Annotated in this window: 14 protein-coding genes and 1 pseudogene; 3 read left to right on the top strand and 12 right to left on the bottom strand. The window is 35.4% G+C overall.

Annotated features, from left to right (window positions below; translation table 11 throughout):
- Nucleotides 1–469 (top strand): integrase core domain-containing protein (locus J502_RS04495; RefSeq protein WP_034683244.1); only part of this gene is annotated, 469 nt, incomplete at its 5' end.
- 314 nt (nt 470–783) lie between these two features.
- Here the strand turns inward: J502_RS04495 and J502_RS04490 are convergent.
- The 9 genes from J502_RS04490 to J502_RS04450 all read right to left on the bottom strand — a co-directional run bounded on the left by J502_RS04490 (nt 784) and on the right by J502_RS04450 (nt 13,255).
- Entirely contained in the window at nt 784–1,848 is a 1,065-nt protein-coding gene (locus tag J502_RS04490) for a hypothetical protein (RefSeq protein ID WP_034683243.1), read from the bottom strand.
- 180 nt (nt 1,849–2,028) lie between these two features.
- On the bottom strand, nt 2,029–3,696 hold the full coding sequence (locus tag J502_RS04485) for an ATP-binding protein (protein WP_005252338.1): 1,668 nt from the start codon (nt 3,694–3,696) through the stop codon (nt 2,029–2,031).
- A complete protein-coding gene (locus tag J502_RS04480; RefSeq protein WP_171072014.1) occupies nt 3,689–4,882 on the bottom strand; it encodes an SIR2 family protein in 1,194 nt (397 codons plus the stop codon). The genes J502_RS04485 and J502_RS04480 overlap by 8 nt, the downstream gene beginning before the upstream one ends.
- Before the next feature lie 40 nt (nt 4,883–4,922).
- Entirely contained in the window at nt 4,923–8,378 is a 3,456-nt protein-coding gene (locus J502_RS04475; RefSeq protein ID WP_034683240.1) for a DEAD/DEAH box helicase family protein, read from the bottom strand.
- A gap of 218 nt (nt 8,379–8,596) precedes the next feature.
- Nucleotides 8,597–9,766 (bottom strand): PD-(D/E)XK nuclease family protein, encoded by a 1,170-nt coding sequence (locus tag J502_RS04470; RefSeq protein WP_034683239.1) that lies wholly within the window; start codon nt 9,764–9,766, stop codon nt 8,597–8,599.
- 163 nt (nt 9,767–9,929) lie between these two features.
- Nucleotides 9,930–10,850, bottom strand: a complete 921-nt coding sequence (locus J502_RS04465; protein WP_081403945.1) for a restriction endonuclease subunit S — start codon at nt 10,848–10,850, stop codon at nt 9,930–9,932.
- Nucleotides 10,826–11,077 (bottom strand): restriction endonuclease subunit S domain-containing protein, encoded by a 252-nt coding sequence (locus J502_RS04460; protein WP_155757369.1) that lies wholly within the window; start codon nt 11,075–11,077, stop codon nt 10,826–10,828. The genes J502_RS04465 and J502_RS04460 overlap by 25 nt, the downstream gene beginning before the upstream one ends.
- A complete protein-coding gene (locus J502_RS04455) occupies nt 11,074–12,555 on the bottom strand; it encodes a type I restriction-modification system subunit M (RefSeq protein WP_034683234.1) in 1,482 nt (493 codons plus the stop codon). Before J502_RS04455 ends, J502_RS04460 begins: the two co-directional genes overlap by 4 nt.
- Nucleotides 12,556–12,640: 85 nt before the next feature.
- Nucleotides 12,641–13,255 carry a DUF6088 family protein gene (locus tag J502_RS04450; protein WP_005103072.1) on the bottom strand — a complete coding sequence of 205 codons (615 nt, stop codon included), beginning with the start codon at nt 13,253–13,255 and terminating at the stop codon, nt 12,641–12,643.
- Nucleotides 13,256–13,571: 316 nt separating this feature from the next.
- On the opposite strand from J502_RS04450, the gene J502_RS04445 reads away from it, so the two are divergent.
- Nucleotides 13,572–13,907, top strand: coding sequence for a helix-turn-helix domain-containing protein (locus J502_RS04445; RefSeq protein WP_034683230.1), 336 nt, complete (start codon nt 13,572–13,574; stop codon nt 13,905–13,907).
- Between the two features lie 42 nt (nt 13,908–13,949).
- On the opposite strand, the gene J502_RS04440 is transcribed toward J502_RS04445, so the two are convergent.
- Nucleotides 13,950–14,156 carry a helix-turn-helix domain-containing protein gene (locus J502_RS04440; RefSeq protein WP_034683227.1) on the bottom strand — a complete coding sequence of 69 codons (207 nt, stop codon included), beginning with the start codon at nt 14,154–14,156 and terminating at the stop codon, nt 13,950–13,952.
- Nucleotides 14,157–14,250: 94 nt separating this feature from the next.
- Here J502_RS04440 and J502_RS04435 point away from each other — a divergent pair, with 94 nt between their 5' ends.
- Complete coding sequence (locus J502_RS04435; protein WP_034683224.1) at nt 14,251–14,748, top strand: hypothetical protein; 498 nt, start codon at nt 14,251–14,253, stop codon at nt 14,746–14,748.
- An 876-nt stretch (nt 14,749–15,624) separates the two neighbouring features.
- Here the strand turns inward: J502_RS04435 and tmk are convergent.
- A pseudogene (gene tmk / locus J502_RS04430) lies at nt 15,625–15,930 on the bottom strand (dTMP kinase); the annotation flags it as partial.
- Between the two features lie 9 nt (nt 15,931–15,939).
- Nucleotides 15,940–16,983, bottom strand: a complete 1,044-nt coding sequence (gene mltG, locus J502_RS04425; protein WP_005406733.1) for an endolytic transglycosylase MltG — start codon at nt 16,981–16,983, stop codon at nt 15,940–15,942.
- Between the last annotated feature and the right edge of the window lie 3 nt (nt 16,984–16,986).

The raw sequence follows: 16,986 nt of genomic DNA, 5'->3' as shown, positions 1-16,986 counted from the left end.
TTATAGCAAGGTCGTTCATTGCAAGCTCTATACAACAAAAACACCGATTACAGCGGCTGATTTACTCAATGATCGTGTGTTGCCATTCTATCAATCTCAGGACTTACCAATGCTTCGCATCCTCACAGACAGAGGTACTGAGTATTGCGGTAAGGTAGAACAACATGACTATGAGTTGTATCTGGCAGTTAATGATATTGATCACACGAAGACAAAAGCAGCTTCGCCGCAAACAAATGGTATCTGTGAGCGTTTCCATAAGACGATTTTGCAGGAGTTCTATCAAATTACGTTTAGGAAGAAGCTTTATAGCTCATTGGAAGAATTACAAGTTGATCTAGACGATTGGCTGAAATTCTATAATACTGAACGGACTCATCAAGGAAAAATGTGCTGTGGTCGTACACCACTTGAAACTTTACTTGATGGAAAACGGATTTGGGCTGAGAAGAATTTAGCTCAAATTTAACCTGACAGGCACAATAAAAAATGGGTAACTGTCAGATCAGGTTTGAGCTAGTACAAGTAAGTAAATATAGGGAGGCTCCCTCGAATGAATACTTAATCTCAACTTTTAACTTCGGTTATCTATGAGAAGATTACGTTCTCTGATAATAGACCAAATCTAGAGTGAAAATATTGAACTATTAGTACTTAATTCTAGGATATTTTTGTAGTAAGTCAGAGTGTCCAATATAATTTACCATTAAGTGTCTATTTGAATAAGAATATACAAAAATGTATCAGTTAATAAAAAATGTCTCTATATAGGATCTTTTTATATTATTTGCTACTAGTAATAAAGTGGTGAATCTTTTTTTCTTCTTTCAACTGTGATTCCAGAAATTTAACACGATTTTCTAACTTTTGATTTTCTTCCCTGACAACCTGTATTTCTCTATCCTTATATTTTTCTTGTGAATTCAGTTGATGAAACTCATCTAAAACTGTAGCTTGCCATTGATCGCCAGACTTATTGTTTCGATAATCTTGATACACAGATGCTCCTGCAATTAGAGTTGAAATAATTAATGAACCAACTGCAAACCATAATTGTATCTTCGTAGTATGTTTTGCTTCTTTATCTCTCTGATCTAGTCTTTCCAACATTGTAGCTGCAGCCTCTGCAAGCTCCTGAAGCGTTTTTGCCGACTGTGCTGTCATTTGTCCTGTCAGATGAGCCATTTCTCGATCTTGAGCACGTTCCTTAGCTAATATTTTAGTATGTTCAGCGAATCGATTATCTATAAGAGGTTTTAGACTAAACTCTGGAGGCTGCTGAAAAGCTGCTTTGTTTAGTTGGTCAAACTGTTGCCATGATTGTCCTAACTCAGAACTACTTTTACGAACTCGATCAAAAATCCCTTCAGTTGATGAAAATACTTTTTCATGAATTAGCTTAGCTTGTTTTTTAGTCTTATCCACCTCAGCCTTAAGCAATCTATCCAAAAACTCACTATTGTTCTCATTTTTATTACGAACAACCACAAGTTTATTGTCTTCACTTTCTTCTAATTGTTTAAATTGACCTGATAAAGCATAAACTTCAGAAATTAGCTCTATTTCATCGTCAGATAATTGTGCCATCTGATCAAGGCTTAGCTTTGATTCCATTCTATCAGCAGATAGGCTAGAAATTGTGGGGAGAAATTTACGAATTCGCTCTATAGTGGAGTCTTCCAGACTATTTGTATACTTTTCAATAGCACCAATTGTTAAAGGATATAAAAAAATTCTACCTATATTCGTATCAATATTAGCTATTGGTCTTAAAGTTATAGTCAGAATTTTATTAAGATCTAATCGAGTTTTAGATTTTTCTGACGATGTAGATTTTTTTTTAGACATGCTTTTTACGTACTCCAATATACTAGTAAAGTAATCTGTATAAGATGTATAAAAAAAAGATCCCTTAGAGAGAACTTTTTTACTTCGATAAGAATAATTTCAAGTGAATCTTACTAGTTAATAATATATAAATTATAAAAATAGGCTATTGCTTCAACACCTTCAATCACATAATAGAGGTTACAACCACTTATTTTGAAAATCTGCACCTGATGAGTTTGGTTTTACTTCAGGCTTGTGAATATTAATAGTTAGGGGAATTGGAAAATCATTTCCAATAAGAACTGCTTCTCCAGGTTGTAAACTTGGTAAAAAATCTGATGCTGCTTTATCAATTTCACCGCAAGCACGTTCAATAATTTCTCTATCGCGATCATTTGTAAGTCTATGAACAATCAAAGTTCCGAGCTGACTTAAAACGCCCTCTGTGATGTCTCTTGGTCTTTGTGTTGCTAGGCAAATATTTAAACCAAATTTACGCCCTTCTTTAGCGATCAATTCAAATGAATCTAATTGGGCTATAGTATCTTCATTGCCAATAGCCTTTCCGAGAAAGTTATGTGCCTCATCAAGAAAAACAACTAATGGCTTATTTGAGAACTTTCTAGCTCGTGCCTTATTCAATAAATGCCGTCCAATTACATTTGCCACTATTTCTCTTGCCTTAAATTCAAAACCTACATCACTAAGGTCAATTCTTAATATTTTTTTATCAGATTCATAAAAATCATCAAATTTTTGTATAAGTGTTGGTAAATCTTCCGGCTGAAAAACAAATTTAAAAGTATTTGAGGTTGTTATTCCATGAATCCTTGATATTAATGCAAGACAATAACTAAAACTTTGCTGATCTTCTCCCCATATACCATCCGTTTTCGGTGGCCATATACATTCCTCACGGATTTGTTTACTCAGCTTTAAAGGATTAAATGGTGTTGATGGATGCTCTAAGAGTTTTGTACCTCCTATAGATTTAATACAATCTTTCCATGATTGCTCAGTTCTTCTAATTTTCCAGAAAATACCGTGTTCAATTTTATCTAAATGTAAGTTTTGCTCCTTTAAAATATGAACAAGCCTTAGACTTCTTATAGCATCTCTAAATTTTGGCCCTTGTACTTTTCCAGACGGTTCAAATAGAGCAATAAAGTCGGTTTCTTGGAAACATTCTGCTGGCAAACTAACTGCTGAAGAACCAATTGCTGGATTAATAGGATTAGCTAGATGAATATTTTCAATGTCTTCTCCTAAGAAGTCTTTATATTCACCTGTTGGATCAAGAATAATTATTTTCGAGCCAAATTTTCTGCATTCCTCTAAAATTTTTGCTGTCGTATAACTTTTACCTCCCCCAGTAGAACCTAAAATTCCCAAATGTCGTCCAAATAGCTTTTCTGGTGTAACAGTAATATCACACCCTTGATCTACATCAATAAAACCTATGTTTAACTCAACTTTAGGTATTCCTTTATTCATGCGTTTAGGTAGTTGAGCGATAAGTTCATGTGGAGCTGAATAAATTAAATCATTAATGTTTGGATAATATTCAACGCCAGCAGTTACATGTAGATTATCCATCTGGATGGTACCAAGAAGTTGGATTCTACCTGCAATATCTAAGTTAGATTGATCTAAATCATCTTTTTTAATTTCTACAATTCGACCAAGAATTAAATTTACCTGACTTTCAATTAATATGAACTCACCAACTTCACCCTTTCCATAACGTTTGCCATGAAAGTAAGTTGCTTGATGATGTAAATTGATATATCCAAAGTTGACAGAACTAGCAGTAACAGCATTTACTTTTCCAAAAAGTAGTTCTGGTTTGATTACACCGTTATGCATGTGTATCTCCAAATAACTTCTTCATATTTTCATGAAGATTTTCTGCAGGAGACAATGCTGTTAGGTCAGGAATAAGACTAGAAAATTGCTGAAAATCACAGTTAATAAAAACAATCTCATCATTCTTTCTGTTATCTGCAATTTTTTTAAATATCTTCCAATACTTAGAGGTTTTAGGAGGAACTTCTAAGAAGTCATTTTCAATACTAGGAGAAACAATGATTACTTTTAAATGTGGATTTGACAGAATTGCTGATAAAATTGGCTCAGATAGATGATCATCATTAAATCCAAAGCCAGCAATAATTAAACATGTATTTGGTTCTCTTAAACTTTGTGAAAAGCGGGCAATTAATTCAAGATGCGGTTGTATGTATGATTGCTGATACTTCCCTTTTGCAGGAAAAATCATGCAGCTATCTTCAGCATTTACATTTTCTGCCTGCTTAATAGTATAAGAGCTAGTTTTATCCCGACTCCAATTTGTAGAGCCATGAAGTTTATAAAGTTGATACACTCCTTCTAAATAATGAATATTTGTTGATGAAGTAGTTGTATTTCTACGGACAATATCCATATCAAAAAATTTAGCATCATAAATACGGGGCATTGAAAAGGAAAAACCATCTATTACGGTAATACCTAATAATCCAGCAGCATCTTCAAAACATGTATCATAATTAGTAGTAAAAATCTTAACTCTAGGATCTTTTGACTTTCTTCTAGCCAGTTTTCTAATAAATTCTTTATGACCAACTAGTTGTGCGTCTTTATCAGTGAGAAACCGACATTTATCTAAAATTAATTCCTTACATTTTTTTATGAATAGTTCAGTTTTTTCTATGGTTTCTCCCACTTGAGAATAAGCTTCACAATGAGATAGACATAGCTCTATATTTTTATTGTTATCATCTTTATGATCATATTTGCATTCACTAAAACAATCTTCAGAAATTAATTTCATATCACCAGTCGTACATGATATCCATAAATCCCACATTTTTGGGCCTTTAACAATATCACCTAACGAGGTTCCACTACCTGCCAATACCATGATATTTGGCATCTGTAGTGCAGATTTTAATTTGACTTTTATATTAGTTTCAAAATTTTCATTGTCGGTTCCATCCTCATTCTTTTCTTCAATCCAAATGCATTCAGATGAATCATAGTATTTCTTAATTATCGGAGTCATATATCACCTTCATACATTTTAATTTTAATCTTTAAGCCACTGCACTTTCATTAAATGCTTCAACAACTCCAAATATGTTGTCAGCATCTGCATCACCGAACAAACCATCAATCCCTTCATAGTGGATTTGATTAAATGGCGGTTCATAAAGTTGTGATGCCTCTAAAGTTCCCCGAATGGTCAAATGATCAATCACCATTTCTATGAATCGAATTTGCTTTTCGTTATAAGTTGAACCTTGCAAATACTTAGAGAACGCCTGTTGAACCGCTTGACGATCTAAACCAACGAGAGAACGAATGAAAAGTGGTAATGGCTTATCCGTACCAAAGCATTCCTCAAACTTTTCTTTACTCTCAACTTCCTGAGCTTCAAAAACGAATCGTTCAAGCCCATTTAAATCCATTGGTGTTAGAGCTAGGCCGCGTTTCAACTTGGCAATAGTAATGTGATCTTCATGAGCTTTGATAAAGCTCTCAACTCGTTTTCGGTATTGAGCAATGTTTACACCACTTGAAACCACGGGGATATCAACTTCAGTCGCTTCACCAATCTCATCATCCAACATTGAGTAGACAATCGTTGATGTAGATTTCTCAATCAGCTTCACCAAGCCTCGGATACGTTTACGCATCGACTCTAGCATTGGAACTGTGATGCCTTCCCAATAGGTTTCAGTTTGTATCTCTTGAATTAGATTAATCTGTGCTGCCACCACAGGAATGTTTACTTTAGTTTCCAGCTTAGACGCAATTTCGATGACTTTGTTTGCGTAATTAGCTGCAGCCTTGTTGTTCTTATTTAACATGGCAAGTTCAATGTTATAGCAGAGCATGTCAAACAGTTTAGCTTCTAGTGCTTCAGACTCTAGCTCATTTGGAAGTTTAGAAACATGCTCTGTTAATGTACCAATAGCTAGGTCATCTAAACTGTCCCACGCTTCGTCTTTCTGAAAATGCTCTACATACTCCAATTCAGATTTCACAATGAAGTTGTCCTTATTCATGGACTTCACTTCAGTTTGCAATCCTTGAAGGATTTCTTTCCGCACTACGTTCAACTCATCTGCTTGTTGTTCTACTTTAGAATCAGATGTGTTCAGCAAACTTAGGATATTTAATCGAGCCTTAAACAAGCGTTGACCCAATGGTTCTGTAGTAGATACAGGGGCACCATCTGGGTTCTCATTGAAGTATTCAAAGTTAGAACAATAATCGAAAATATAGAATTCTGTTTTGTCATGCTCTGGAGCAAATAAGTCCTTACACAAGCGAGTACCACGCCCGATCATCTGCATAAATTTTACTTTTGAGCGTACAGCTTTAAAGAACACGAGGTTAACTACTTCTGGAACATCAATCCCTGTATCCAGCATGTCTACGGAAATGGCGATTTGTGGATCAGCTAGTTCTTTCTTACTAAAACTATCAATTAAACTCTGTGCATACTTGGTCGAGTGTGTGATCACACGGGCAAACTTACCATCATAGTGCGGATAGTTTTTATCGAAGCGTTCTGCAATGAAGTTGGCATGATTCTGATTGACTGCAAAGATGATGGTTTTACCCAACATATCACCACCTTCAACCTTGATGCCGTTTTCCATCAAGTGTTGTAGCATCTTGTCTACCGTACCTGTATTAAATAGTTCCTTATTGATCTTGGATGCCGTCACCTCATCAGGTGCATCACCACCGTCCCAATCTAGTTCATCCCAATGCAGTTTTTCTTCTTCTGAAAGCTCACTATATTTCACACCTTCACGCATAAATTTAAGCGGTACAGAATACGCTTTAGGTGGTACAAGATAGCCATCAACAATTGCTTGGTCTAGATCGTAATAATCGGTAGGAACGCCACTTTCCAAGCCAAATAAAGTATATGTATCACGATCAACTTCATCTCGTGGCGTAGCAGTCAAACCTACAAGTAGACTGTCAAAGTATTTAAAAATCTCGCCAAACTTTTGATACACACTACGGTGGGCTTCATCGACAATGATTAAGTCAAACATGCCTGTACCGTATTTACGTGTGCCATCGGCATTCACTTCATCAATCAAGCCCATCATGGTCTGATAGGTAGAAAGATAAACTCGTCCATTCTGAGTTTTACTCTCCACCAAGTTCACAGGTGCAGAATCAGGTAAGTTAGCTTTAAAAGCATTCGTAGCCTGTACCACTAATGAAGTACGGTCAGCAAGGAATAAGACTTTCTGCACGACATTAGCTTTCATTAGCACATCGACCAGAGCAATTGAAGTACGGGTTTTACCTGTTCCTGTTGCCATGATAAGTAAGGCAGCACGTTCCTTACGTTGAAACGCTGCAAGTGTGGCTTTAATGGCACGAGTTTGGTAGTAACGCTCTACAATACTGGTGTTGATTGGGAAACTACTGAGATCAGGATTGTTTTTACGTCTTTCAATCAGGCGTTTCAGTTCAGCTTGGGTATAGAAGCCATGTACCAAACGAGGTGGACCACCTTGTACATCATTCCAGATACGGGTGCGATAGCCATTGCTATAAAAAATAACAGGGCGTTGTCCTGTTTGCTTCTCTAAACAGTCTGCATAGAGTTTTGCTTGTTGTTGTCCTACTTCAGGATCAACCGATGTACGTTTAGCTTCTACTAATGCCAAAGGTAAGCCGTTCGCATCATATAAGACATAATCAACAGACCCTTTACCTGATGTACTTGGCATACCTGTAACAGGTACTTCTTCTCGTACAGTAACACCAATTTCCCAACCTGCTTCTTCAAGTAACAGGTCAATCTTAAGCTTTCGTGTTTCGCTTTCTTTGTAATCTGTATGATCAGGAATCTTACTATTGGCTAATTTCGCCTGTTCAACTTGCTGGCGTTTCTTCGCAATTTCAGCATCAATATCTGCAAGATACTTTTCACGTTCCTCTAGACTTGCTGACAGCTCCAGTAGTTTTTGCTCACGCTCACGTAGAGCTTTATGCAACACCGCAAATTCTTTTTCTTTAGCTTCTGCCTGCTTCTGTAATTGCTCCTGATTTGCAGTTCGAGGCTGAGCGTTATCTGCATTAGGAATCAGCTTAGGGTTAAATAGATTAGGCTGAGAACGATCTTTGCTTGGAGAACCATAGGTCCGTTCAAACCAAACATAGATCAGGAACAGATGACTAATGTGTTTAACGGTTTCTTCAGTCGTTAGTTGTTTGAATTTTTTCCCATGTACCGCACTGTTGCCCACCATGCGGATGTTATCCATCTTGTCCCAAATGTAGGGTGGGATAATTTCCTTAAACTTTACATCGGTGATCAGGCTATATAGGGAGGGATCATAGGGTTGAGTGAGCTTCTTATCATATTGATACAGCCAGAAGACAAGGTTTTCTAATGAGTTTCGGGCAAACATTAGAGAAGCTTGAGGGGAAATATACACAAGCTTTTCAGCTTCCTTCGCTGTGAGCGCCAGCTTGCTAAAGTCAGGCTCTAAAAACTGAAAGTTGCTCATGTATCCCTCAAAAAAAAATTATTTTAAATATTCGTTATTTCAATACTATAACTTATATTAACTTACTGATTTAATAATTGATTATCTAAAGTATTAGATTAAATTTCAATTAATATAAATAATACTAAAGAACTATCTATCTTTTCTAGGCACAATTTATTGGCAATAAAGGACTTATAAAATCTGTTTAACTTTTATGGCATAAAAAAATCGAAATTTTAATAACTTTCCATACCACATTGAGACAAAATTTGTTTGATGATAGGTGTAGCTTTGTTCACAAAGTCCTCAACGGAGATAGATTCACCTTCTTCAAGTAGTAATATGTCATTGTGATCATCTTGTTCCTGAAAAGAAATCTTTTTACTTTTTAGTAATGTTTGTAAGTCAATTGAATCTTGCTTATTCATATTCTTGCCTTTAAAACGACGACACCACAAATTTGTAAATGAAGTACTTGCATAAACTTCAAATTCAATTTTGTAATCATATTTTTGGGATTCTAATGTTTTACTATTTAATGAACCTCCAATTGAAGATAAATCGCCCTCATATTTATTAAATTCGGCATCATCGGGGAAAATATCTAGTTTATAATCCCTTAACATTACAATTATTTCACGTACTTTTTGTTCGTAATACTGATAAACAGATTCCTTATTCGCTTCATCTTCAATGCTTTCTAAAATTTTACTATTTTTACGATAAAAATTAACGACTTCCATTTGCATTTTTGAATACTCAGAATATGGATTAAATTTTTCTATAGCAGAAATATAGTCAATTAAATAGGTTAGATAATATTGATCTGCCTGCAATGTTCTTTGCCCAAGTCCTTTTAATATCTGTTTTGATAAATCAAAGTGTTTAATGACAATAAAATTCTCAGGTTTAGTTTCAGGCTCTTGAATCACCAATAGAATAAAAAGTAATTTTTTATTCTTAGGATTATTTACTTGTGCATGTGAGACATAATCAGAAAAGGGATTATTATTTGCATGGTGTTTGATTTTATTTTCAATAACGATGATGTGGTCGTTCGTTTCAACCCAAAAATCAAGACGTCCCCCTTGTTCAATTCTTTTTTCAAGAATGACATTTTGTGTATGTATCTGGTATGGAAAGCTCTCACCTATAACATCAAACAGCGCACTAATAACAAGATCGTTTAACTTATGCTCTTCTTGAGTATTTAAAAAGAAAGCCAGTGTCTTAGAGCTTACACTTTCTAAATGACTTACCCCCATAATGTCGATAAAGGACTTACGTTGTCCTTTATTAAATGGAAGCTTTTTAAAAGCTTCCATAGCTTTTTCAGCTTGGTAAATATTAAAAGGATTCAATAATTCTTTTTCCGTGTCTATTGGAATCAGTATCTTTTCATTCATCTACTCATTCCTATTAGAAATTAAGTCATGGCTATTTATGTTTATTAAAGCGCTTTTAGGGCTATATACACGAGCTTTTCAGCTTCCTTTGGAATTGGTCCTCACTTGCTAAACTCAGGCTCTAAAAACTGAAAGCTGCTCATGTATACACCCCAAAATAATTTTATAAATTACCGCTAAATGCTTGATTTTGTAATGATATAAATAAGTTTTCAACCAACTTACTAGAGCTTTCATGTTTTGTCTTTAATACTTCAATTTCATTGATTTTTTTCTGAAATTCTTCTTGCAATGAGATTGGCGGTATTGGTATTTGCATTGCTTTCATTTTAATACTAGTCAAATGTGCAATAGTAGCAACAGTTATATGGTCATCAAACCCACCATTTTTTGCATAGAACCAAAATAACCACACAAAATATTCGGGGAGTATTTGTGCTGTATTTAAACGTACTCGATGTAAAGCTTTTTGAAAAAAACAATTTTCTAAGTCATTTTTCCATATAGCAGCACGACCAGGTTCACCGCCTTCACAAACTAAAATATCACCAAATTTTAATTCACAATTTTTTCTATCTTTTTCGTTAAACTCCATCTCAAGCAAATCTGATAAATCGAATTTAAACCATTTAACATTGGCATTTCTTAAATATTTATATTGATCTTTTTCAGAAGATTGCTTTTTCTTGTCAAGCATTTTCCCAAGTTTTGATTCACTTACTTCACCCACAGATTTTAAATCCCACCCCTTAGGATTACTCACAGGATCACCAAACATATCCATAAATGTTGCTTGTAAAAGCTGATCTAACTTTTCAATCGCTTGCTGACGTTTTAGGCGTAACTCATCTGCTTTATCCAGAATAGAGGCTATTCGGCGTTGTTCGGAAAGTGGTGGGAGTGAGATTTCTAATGAACAAATATCCTCTTTAGTAACTTGTAAAAAAGTTGCTCCTTTACCTTTTGACTTTAAAATTGGAGCGACGTTTGTAAGCCAGTGCCATAAGTATTTCTGATCTAATTTATCCTTATGACCAAATAGCCCTGCAACACCTCGACCTAAGCAATATTCTTTATAGACCAATTCAGATCACCAATAGTTGCACGAATACAGAGGATGATTCCTCCTTTTTCTGATTTTTTGCCTGCCGCTGTAGTAAATTTTTTTGGTTCAGGAGTTTGTTTACCAAAATCACCTGCTCCAGCAATAAGAGCTAACCCTTCACCCTCAAAATTATAAGAATCACCAGATGGAGCTTGTCCCATTGTGATTCGACAAACTTTATCTAATCTTATTTTGGGATAACTCACTTCAACAACTCCTTAAGCTCTTTCATTCCTTCTAGAATATCTTGCTCAAGTAATTCTAAATCTGACAAAATTTTGCTTGGTGTTTCATATTCAACTTGTTCATACACGACTTCCTTATAACGGTTAATCGACAGGTCATAACCATTGGCAGCAATATCGGCTTTGTCTACTAAGAAGCTTTGTTCAGTCGCTTTGCGATTAGCTTCACCTTCTAAGTTTTTAAAACGGGCAATGATGTCAGGAATATTGTTATTTTCATACTTAGAGCTATCTAGCTCATTACGCTTATCATCTAGCGAATAACCATCTGCCTGCATGTCATAAAACCAAACCTTATCTGTACCACCAGTTTCAGTTTTAGTGAAAATCATAATGGCTGTCGATACACCTGCATACGGCTTAAACACACCTGAAGGCATCGAAATAATTGCTTCAAGCTTTTGCTCTTCAACGATCTTTTTACGTAAAGTTTTATGGGCAGTAGATGAGCCAAACAACACACCATCAGGGATAATAACCGCGGCTCGACCACCAGTTTTTAATATGCGTAGGAACAAAGCTAAAAATAACAGTTCAGTCTTTTTAGTTTTAACAATGGTTTGAATATTCTTAGCACAAGTCGATTCATCTAAACTTCCTTTAAATGGAGGGTTAGCAAGAATTAAACTGAACTGACTTTCAATATGAGAGTGTTCTTCACTCAAAGAATCACGATATTCAATACTTGGATTTTCTACACCATGCAGCATCATGTTCATAGAGCCAATACGAAGCATGGTGCTGTCAAAGTCATAACCAAAGAAGGTTTCTTCGCTAAAGCGTTTAGCAGACTCAGGACTAGCAAAAATCTCAGTGCTGTGATGTTCGTTTAAGTATTCACTGGCTGCAACAAGGAACCCTGCCGTACCACACGCAGGGTCACAGATCGTATCTGTTGGTTTTGGCTGCATCAGTTCAACAATCATTTTGATGATATGTCGAGGAGTACGGAACTGGCCATTTTGACCTGCTGAAGCAATCTTACCAAGCATGTACTCGTAAATATCACCTTTGGTATCTTTATCATCCATCGGCACTTCAGCCAAGATATCAACCACTTTGGTTAAAAGTGCAGGCGTAGGAATGGTAAAACGGGCATCTTTCATGTGATGACTGTAGGTAGTGTCATCTTCGCTACCAATGCTTTTAATGAAGGGAAAAACTTCATTAGCAATCGTGTCATAAAGCTGAGTAGGATCGCCGAGCGTAATAAATTTAGACCAACGTAAATGGTCTTGTTCTGGCGTAAAAATTGGGTTTTCTACAGCAGTTTTTAGACGGTTAGCTTTCTTTTCTTTGGTAATCTGAATTTCATCGAGTCGACGGATAAAAAGCAGATAAGTCATTTGTTCCATGACTTCTAGAGGATTGGAAATACCACCGCTCCAAAAAGAGTTCCAAATTTGGTCAATTTTGCTTTTAATTTCGCCTGTAATCACACTGATGACTCTCAAATTTCTTTGGGGGTATTGTGGTAGATTTAAATATGAAAAGCTATGGATAAGGAATGCAAATAACTTGGGATTAAAAGCAGAATTTTGTCTTCTGATCATCCAGTATCTTATGCAACCACGCAGGCAAAGAGGACTGATAAAGTAATATCCATTCTTCAGATGTAAGCGTTTTTTCAAGCTTTTTAACTATATTTAAATCAACAATCTCTTTTCCCAAAAAGAGTAATGCTGATATAGCCATTCCTACACGGCTGCCCAATGGATATTGGAAAAATTTACTATTTTTAGTATGCAGCAATCTTACGTGAGTGCCGCCAATCTCAAATTCACGAGAGTTACCTGAAGTGTAAAACACATCCATCACTGGAACTTGAGTACTTAATTTAAGCCGATTTGCGGCTATACCTCCATGAACCTGGATGAGTTCACCATTTTTTTCAGCAATCACTTTGACCACCTCATAAACATCAGGGCTCAGGTATCGCCCCTTCAACATACGGTTTGGTTCAGGTTTATAATAAATACCGTGCTGAATGCTATTAATCACGCCTTGCTCAGTTAAACGATAAAGCTCCTGATAAACCACTTCAGTCTTTCCATACTGTTCAAACTCGTCCACAGAAAAGACATACCCAAGGCGAAATCCTTTTACCCGTTCCTGAACTGCTTTTGCAATATCTGACATAGAAGCCCCAAACAGACTATATAAAAGGTGGTTGAAACCATCAGGTAACTACACAACGTATGCCTTCAACTACCATGTTCGATTTTATGTATTTCTTCTACATTATTGGATTAAATAAAATTTAAGTAAATTAAGATTTTTACTAAAATAATTTGGATGTGGGGTGTGCTATTAAGTGCAATATCTTGCACTTAATCCTATAAAAATCTTTATTAAGTACAGATTTTGGCACTTAACGTTAACTTCAGGGATATTTGGTGATTCCATGTAGAAAGAATATCTTTAAGTTAGTTTATTAATACTTCAAATTTAAGAAATGAAATTTCATAAAAGTGATAATCCTTCCTACATTGCCGAAGTAATTGGGCTACGGTTAAAGCGAGCACGATTAAACCGAGACATGACACAAGTAGAAGTCGCAGACAGAGCCTGGGTTTCAAAAAGGACAGTGCTAAAAGCAGAGAAAGGAGATGTTCGATTGGCTGGCCTGATAGCTATTTTACGGGCTTTGGAAATGTTAGATGAGATTAATTCATTTCTGCCAGAGCCTCCTTTATCTCCAATAGAACTCTTAAAATTAAGAGGAAAAATAAGAAAAAGAGCTTCAGGCAATAATAAAAATAAAACAGATACACCTAATTTAGGTTGGTAGTTTTAAACCTAAATTAGATTTTTAGTTTTTATTTGAATGAAACTAAGGAATCAAATCTTTGGCTGAAATTTGCAAAGCTGATGCTATTTCATATAGTTTTTCTACCGTGATATTGACCTCACCACGTTCAATACGTCCCATGTAACTACGATCAATTCCACATTGCAATGCGAGTGATTCTTGAGTGATATTTTTCTCTTTTCTTTTGTTACGGATTGAACAACCAATTACTTTCGATAATTCTGACATTTAGAACAAACTGCTCAAAAAAAAGAAATATCACCAATTGAGGACTAAACATCCACGGACTATAATCCCCTTTTACTTTCTAAAGGTTTCCACAATGATTAAATTTAATATTCCATTGGCTGACCAACTTCTTGAAATAATAAAAAATTATGAAATTGAGGATTGGGAAGCTAAGTGTTTTTGGGAGATTATTAGACAAACAGATCAGTTGGATTCTTCCAATATTAAAAGCTTAAAAGAAGAGATGTATGCAGCTATAAAATTATTATCAAAAAATGACTACTTAGTTGCTCAAAGATCGCTATTTAAGAAAAAATCTTATTTATATAGTGAAACTCAAAAATTAAAAGAATTGAGAAAGCAGTTGATCGAGAATGAATCAAGAAATCCTTTAAATATTCAAAAGAACAAACTAAAAAAAGAGTTAATTTTTTTGATAAAACAGGCTGAATTCATTAATGAGTTAACTTTATCTTACCCAGAATTTTGCTATTCAATAAAAAAATATAGAGAAGAAATTGATTATCAGATTGATTATTGCAACCTAAAAATAAAAACAATAGATAAGATTATTAAAATACACAACAGATGATTTCTAATAAAAATTTAATAAAAATAAACATTTATAACAGTTACTATATTAACTCGGATCATGGATAAGGATTTTTTCCAAAATCATAAGATAGAGGTTCTATCTGTATCTTTCATTTTAGATGAAATTAAAGCTGCAAGGGTTATTCAAGAATTTCCCAGCGAGCAACCTCTAAGCAAAGAAAGATATTTTTCCTAAACTCCCTCACTCTCCATTAAAGCTGATACTTCTAGCTTGAATTTGGATCAGTATATTTTTGGATACTTAGAACCTATGACGATGATAAGCTTACTTCAACCTAAATTCATCTAATGTTACTGGATTAAAGTTTTCATCAAACATACACTGATCAGCTCGTTCTTTTTTCATGTCGCCAAGGCATAAAAAACATTTCTCTCTAAATAAAGCATATTTCCATACTTTCATATTACTAAATGATGAAATTGCTTCTATCTATGAAAAATTAAACATTGAGAATTCACATTTTTGGAAGATCGTATGAAATTACAGTGAGGATATTGCGATCATGCAAATTTATGCCATTGCAATCTATACAGAATTTTTGAAAGTTGTTTTTTAATACAAGAAATTGAGCATTAAATTTAGAACTTTTGTATTTTGAGTTAAAAGCCATAAACTCAAAATCCAGTTGAAAAAAGACTTACAACACTTCCTGAAGCTAATTAAGTTTAAATTGTGTTTACATTTATAGAAGATAAATAGCTAAATTCTCGTTATAAATACAGTTACCAAGGTTTCCACTAACAAACAAACTTCTAAAAAATCTTACATGTTTACATTAAAACAAGGTATTAAATAAAAATCTTTTAAAAAACATGCATATTATAGCCTACTTATTACATTTACATTAGAGAAAAAGGAATATAAGGCATCGGTAAAACGGTCACACAAAACTGTTTTACCGGCCTGAAGCGCAGGTAAAATGACCTGTTGTAAATGTTGGGCTCTTGCTGCATACATCAGCAGAAGCTCGGTATCATCACTCATCTTTTCATCATGACTAACAGAGAGTAACAGTGCACGAATCTGTTCAGCTAAAGGTGTTCCGCCCGGTTCACGAGTGAGTATGATCTCGGCACCCTTTTGCTCATAATGTGCATAAATTTCACGGATTAGAGTAGTTTTTCCTACGCCTTCTGTACCTTCGAAACTGATAAACATCCTACTCTCCTAATTTTTAGCTCGCAGTACAGATAGATATTGCTGTACTGCACGGTTATGTTCTTCGAGGCTGGCGCTAAATTTATGCCCCCCATTGCCGGTGGCAACAAAGTAAATATTATTTGAGTTATCCGGATGCATTGCTGCCTCAATCGCTTTTTTACTTGGCAAAGCTATTGGCGTTGGCGGCAAGCCAGAAATTGTATAGGTATTATAAGGCGTTGGTGTACGCAGATCCTTTCGGGTGATATTACCTTTATAGTTATCCCCCATACCATAAATTACGGTCGGGTCAGTCTGTAAGCGCATTCCCATTTTCAGGCGGCGCACAAACACTCCGGAAACCTGTTGCAGTTCACTATCAATGCTGGTCTCTTTTTCAATAATAGAAGCCATGATCAGTGCTTCATATTTATCTTTATACGGTAGACCACTGGCCCGGTTTTGCCATGCCTCATCCAGTGCTTTCATCTGGCGTGTATAGAGATGGGTTAGAATCTTGCGGTCGGTTTCACCTTTTGCAAAGAAGTAAGTGTCTGGTGAAAATAGCCCTTCCGGATGGCTGTAAGGAATATTCAATTCCTTTAATAGCTGCTGTTCTGGTAAATGAGTAATAGTATGAGTAACCAGCTGGTCCTTTTTCAGATTTTCAAGTAACTGCTTAAAGGTCGTGCCTTCAATCACTAAAATCCGGTTCATCTGGGCATTTTCAGCGTTCGAGATCAGTTCAAGTACTTGCCGAACACTCATGCCTTTTTGGATTTCATATACACCAGCCTTTAATGTGTCATGGATGACCAGTTTCTGGTAAAGCTTTAAAATAATTGGAAAACTGATTTTTTCGTCTTCAGCCAGCCGGTCAATAAAACCTGAATAGGTGTCTCCCGGATTAATTGCCAGCATTTGTTTTGGCCCATTTACCGGATAATCTTTAAACAGGCTTGACCAGAGCACCACCAAGCCAAGTATGAACAGGCCTGCAATAATCGTCAGTACAGCAGGGAACGTAGGTTTAGCATTCTTTTTTTTCGGAGTTGAGTGAGGTTTCGGCATAAA

Source organism: Acinetobacter sp. 1294596 (genome assembly GCF_000582925.1).
In the GTDB taxonomy this organism is placed as follows: Bacteria; Pseudomonadota; Gammaproteobacteria; order Pseudomonadales; family Moraxellaceae; genus Acinetobacter; species Acinetobacter radioresistens.
The sequence above is the reverse complement of the archived record's forward strand: the minus strand, read 5'-3'. Positions and strand labels throughout refer to the sequence as shown.

What these genes read in the sequence shown, in the direction of transcription:
- J502_RS04490 (WP_034683243.1), bottom strand. Translation starts at nt 1,848, where the DNA reads ATGTCTAAAAAAAAATCTACATCGTCAGAAAAATCTAAAACTCGATTA.
- J502_RS04485 (WP_005252338.1), bottom strand. Translation starts at nt 3,696, where the DNA reads ATGCATAACGGTGTAATCAAACCAGAACTACTTTTTGGAAAAGTAAAT.
- J502_RS04475 (WP_034683240.1), bottom strand. Translation starts at nt 8,378, where the DNA reads ATGAGCAACTTTCAGTTTTTAGAGCCTGACTTTAGCAAGCTGGCGCTC.
- J502_RS04470 (WP_034683239.1), bottom strand. Translation starts at nt 9,766, where the DNA reads ATGAATGAAAAGATACTGATTCCAATAGACACGGAAAAAGAATTATTG.
- J502_RS04450 (WP_005103072.1), bottom strand. Translation starts at nt 13,255, where the DNA reads ATGTCAGATATTGCAAAAGCAGTTCAGGAACGGGTAAAAGGATTTCGC.
- J502_RS04445 (WP_034683230.1), top strand. Translation starts at nt 13,572, where the DNA reads ATGAAATTTCATAAAAGTGATAATCCTTCCTACATTGCCGAAGTAATT.
- J502_RS04440 (WP_034683227.1), bottom strand. Translation starts at nt 14,156, where the DNA reads ATGTCAGAATTATCGAAAGTAATTGGTTGTTCAATCCGTAACAAAAGA.
- J502_RS04435 (WP_034683224.1), top strand. Translation starts at nt 14,251, where the DNA reads ATGATTAAATTTAATATTCCATTGGCTGACCAACTTCTTGAAATAATA.
- mltG (WP_005406733.1), bottom strand. Translation starts at nt 16,983, where the DNA reads ATGCCGAAACCTCACTCAACTCCGAAAAAAAAGAATGCTAAACCTACG.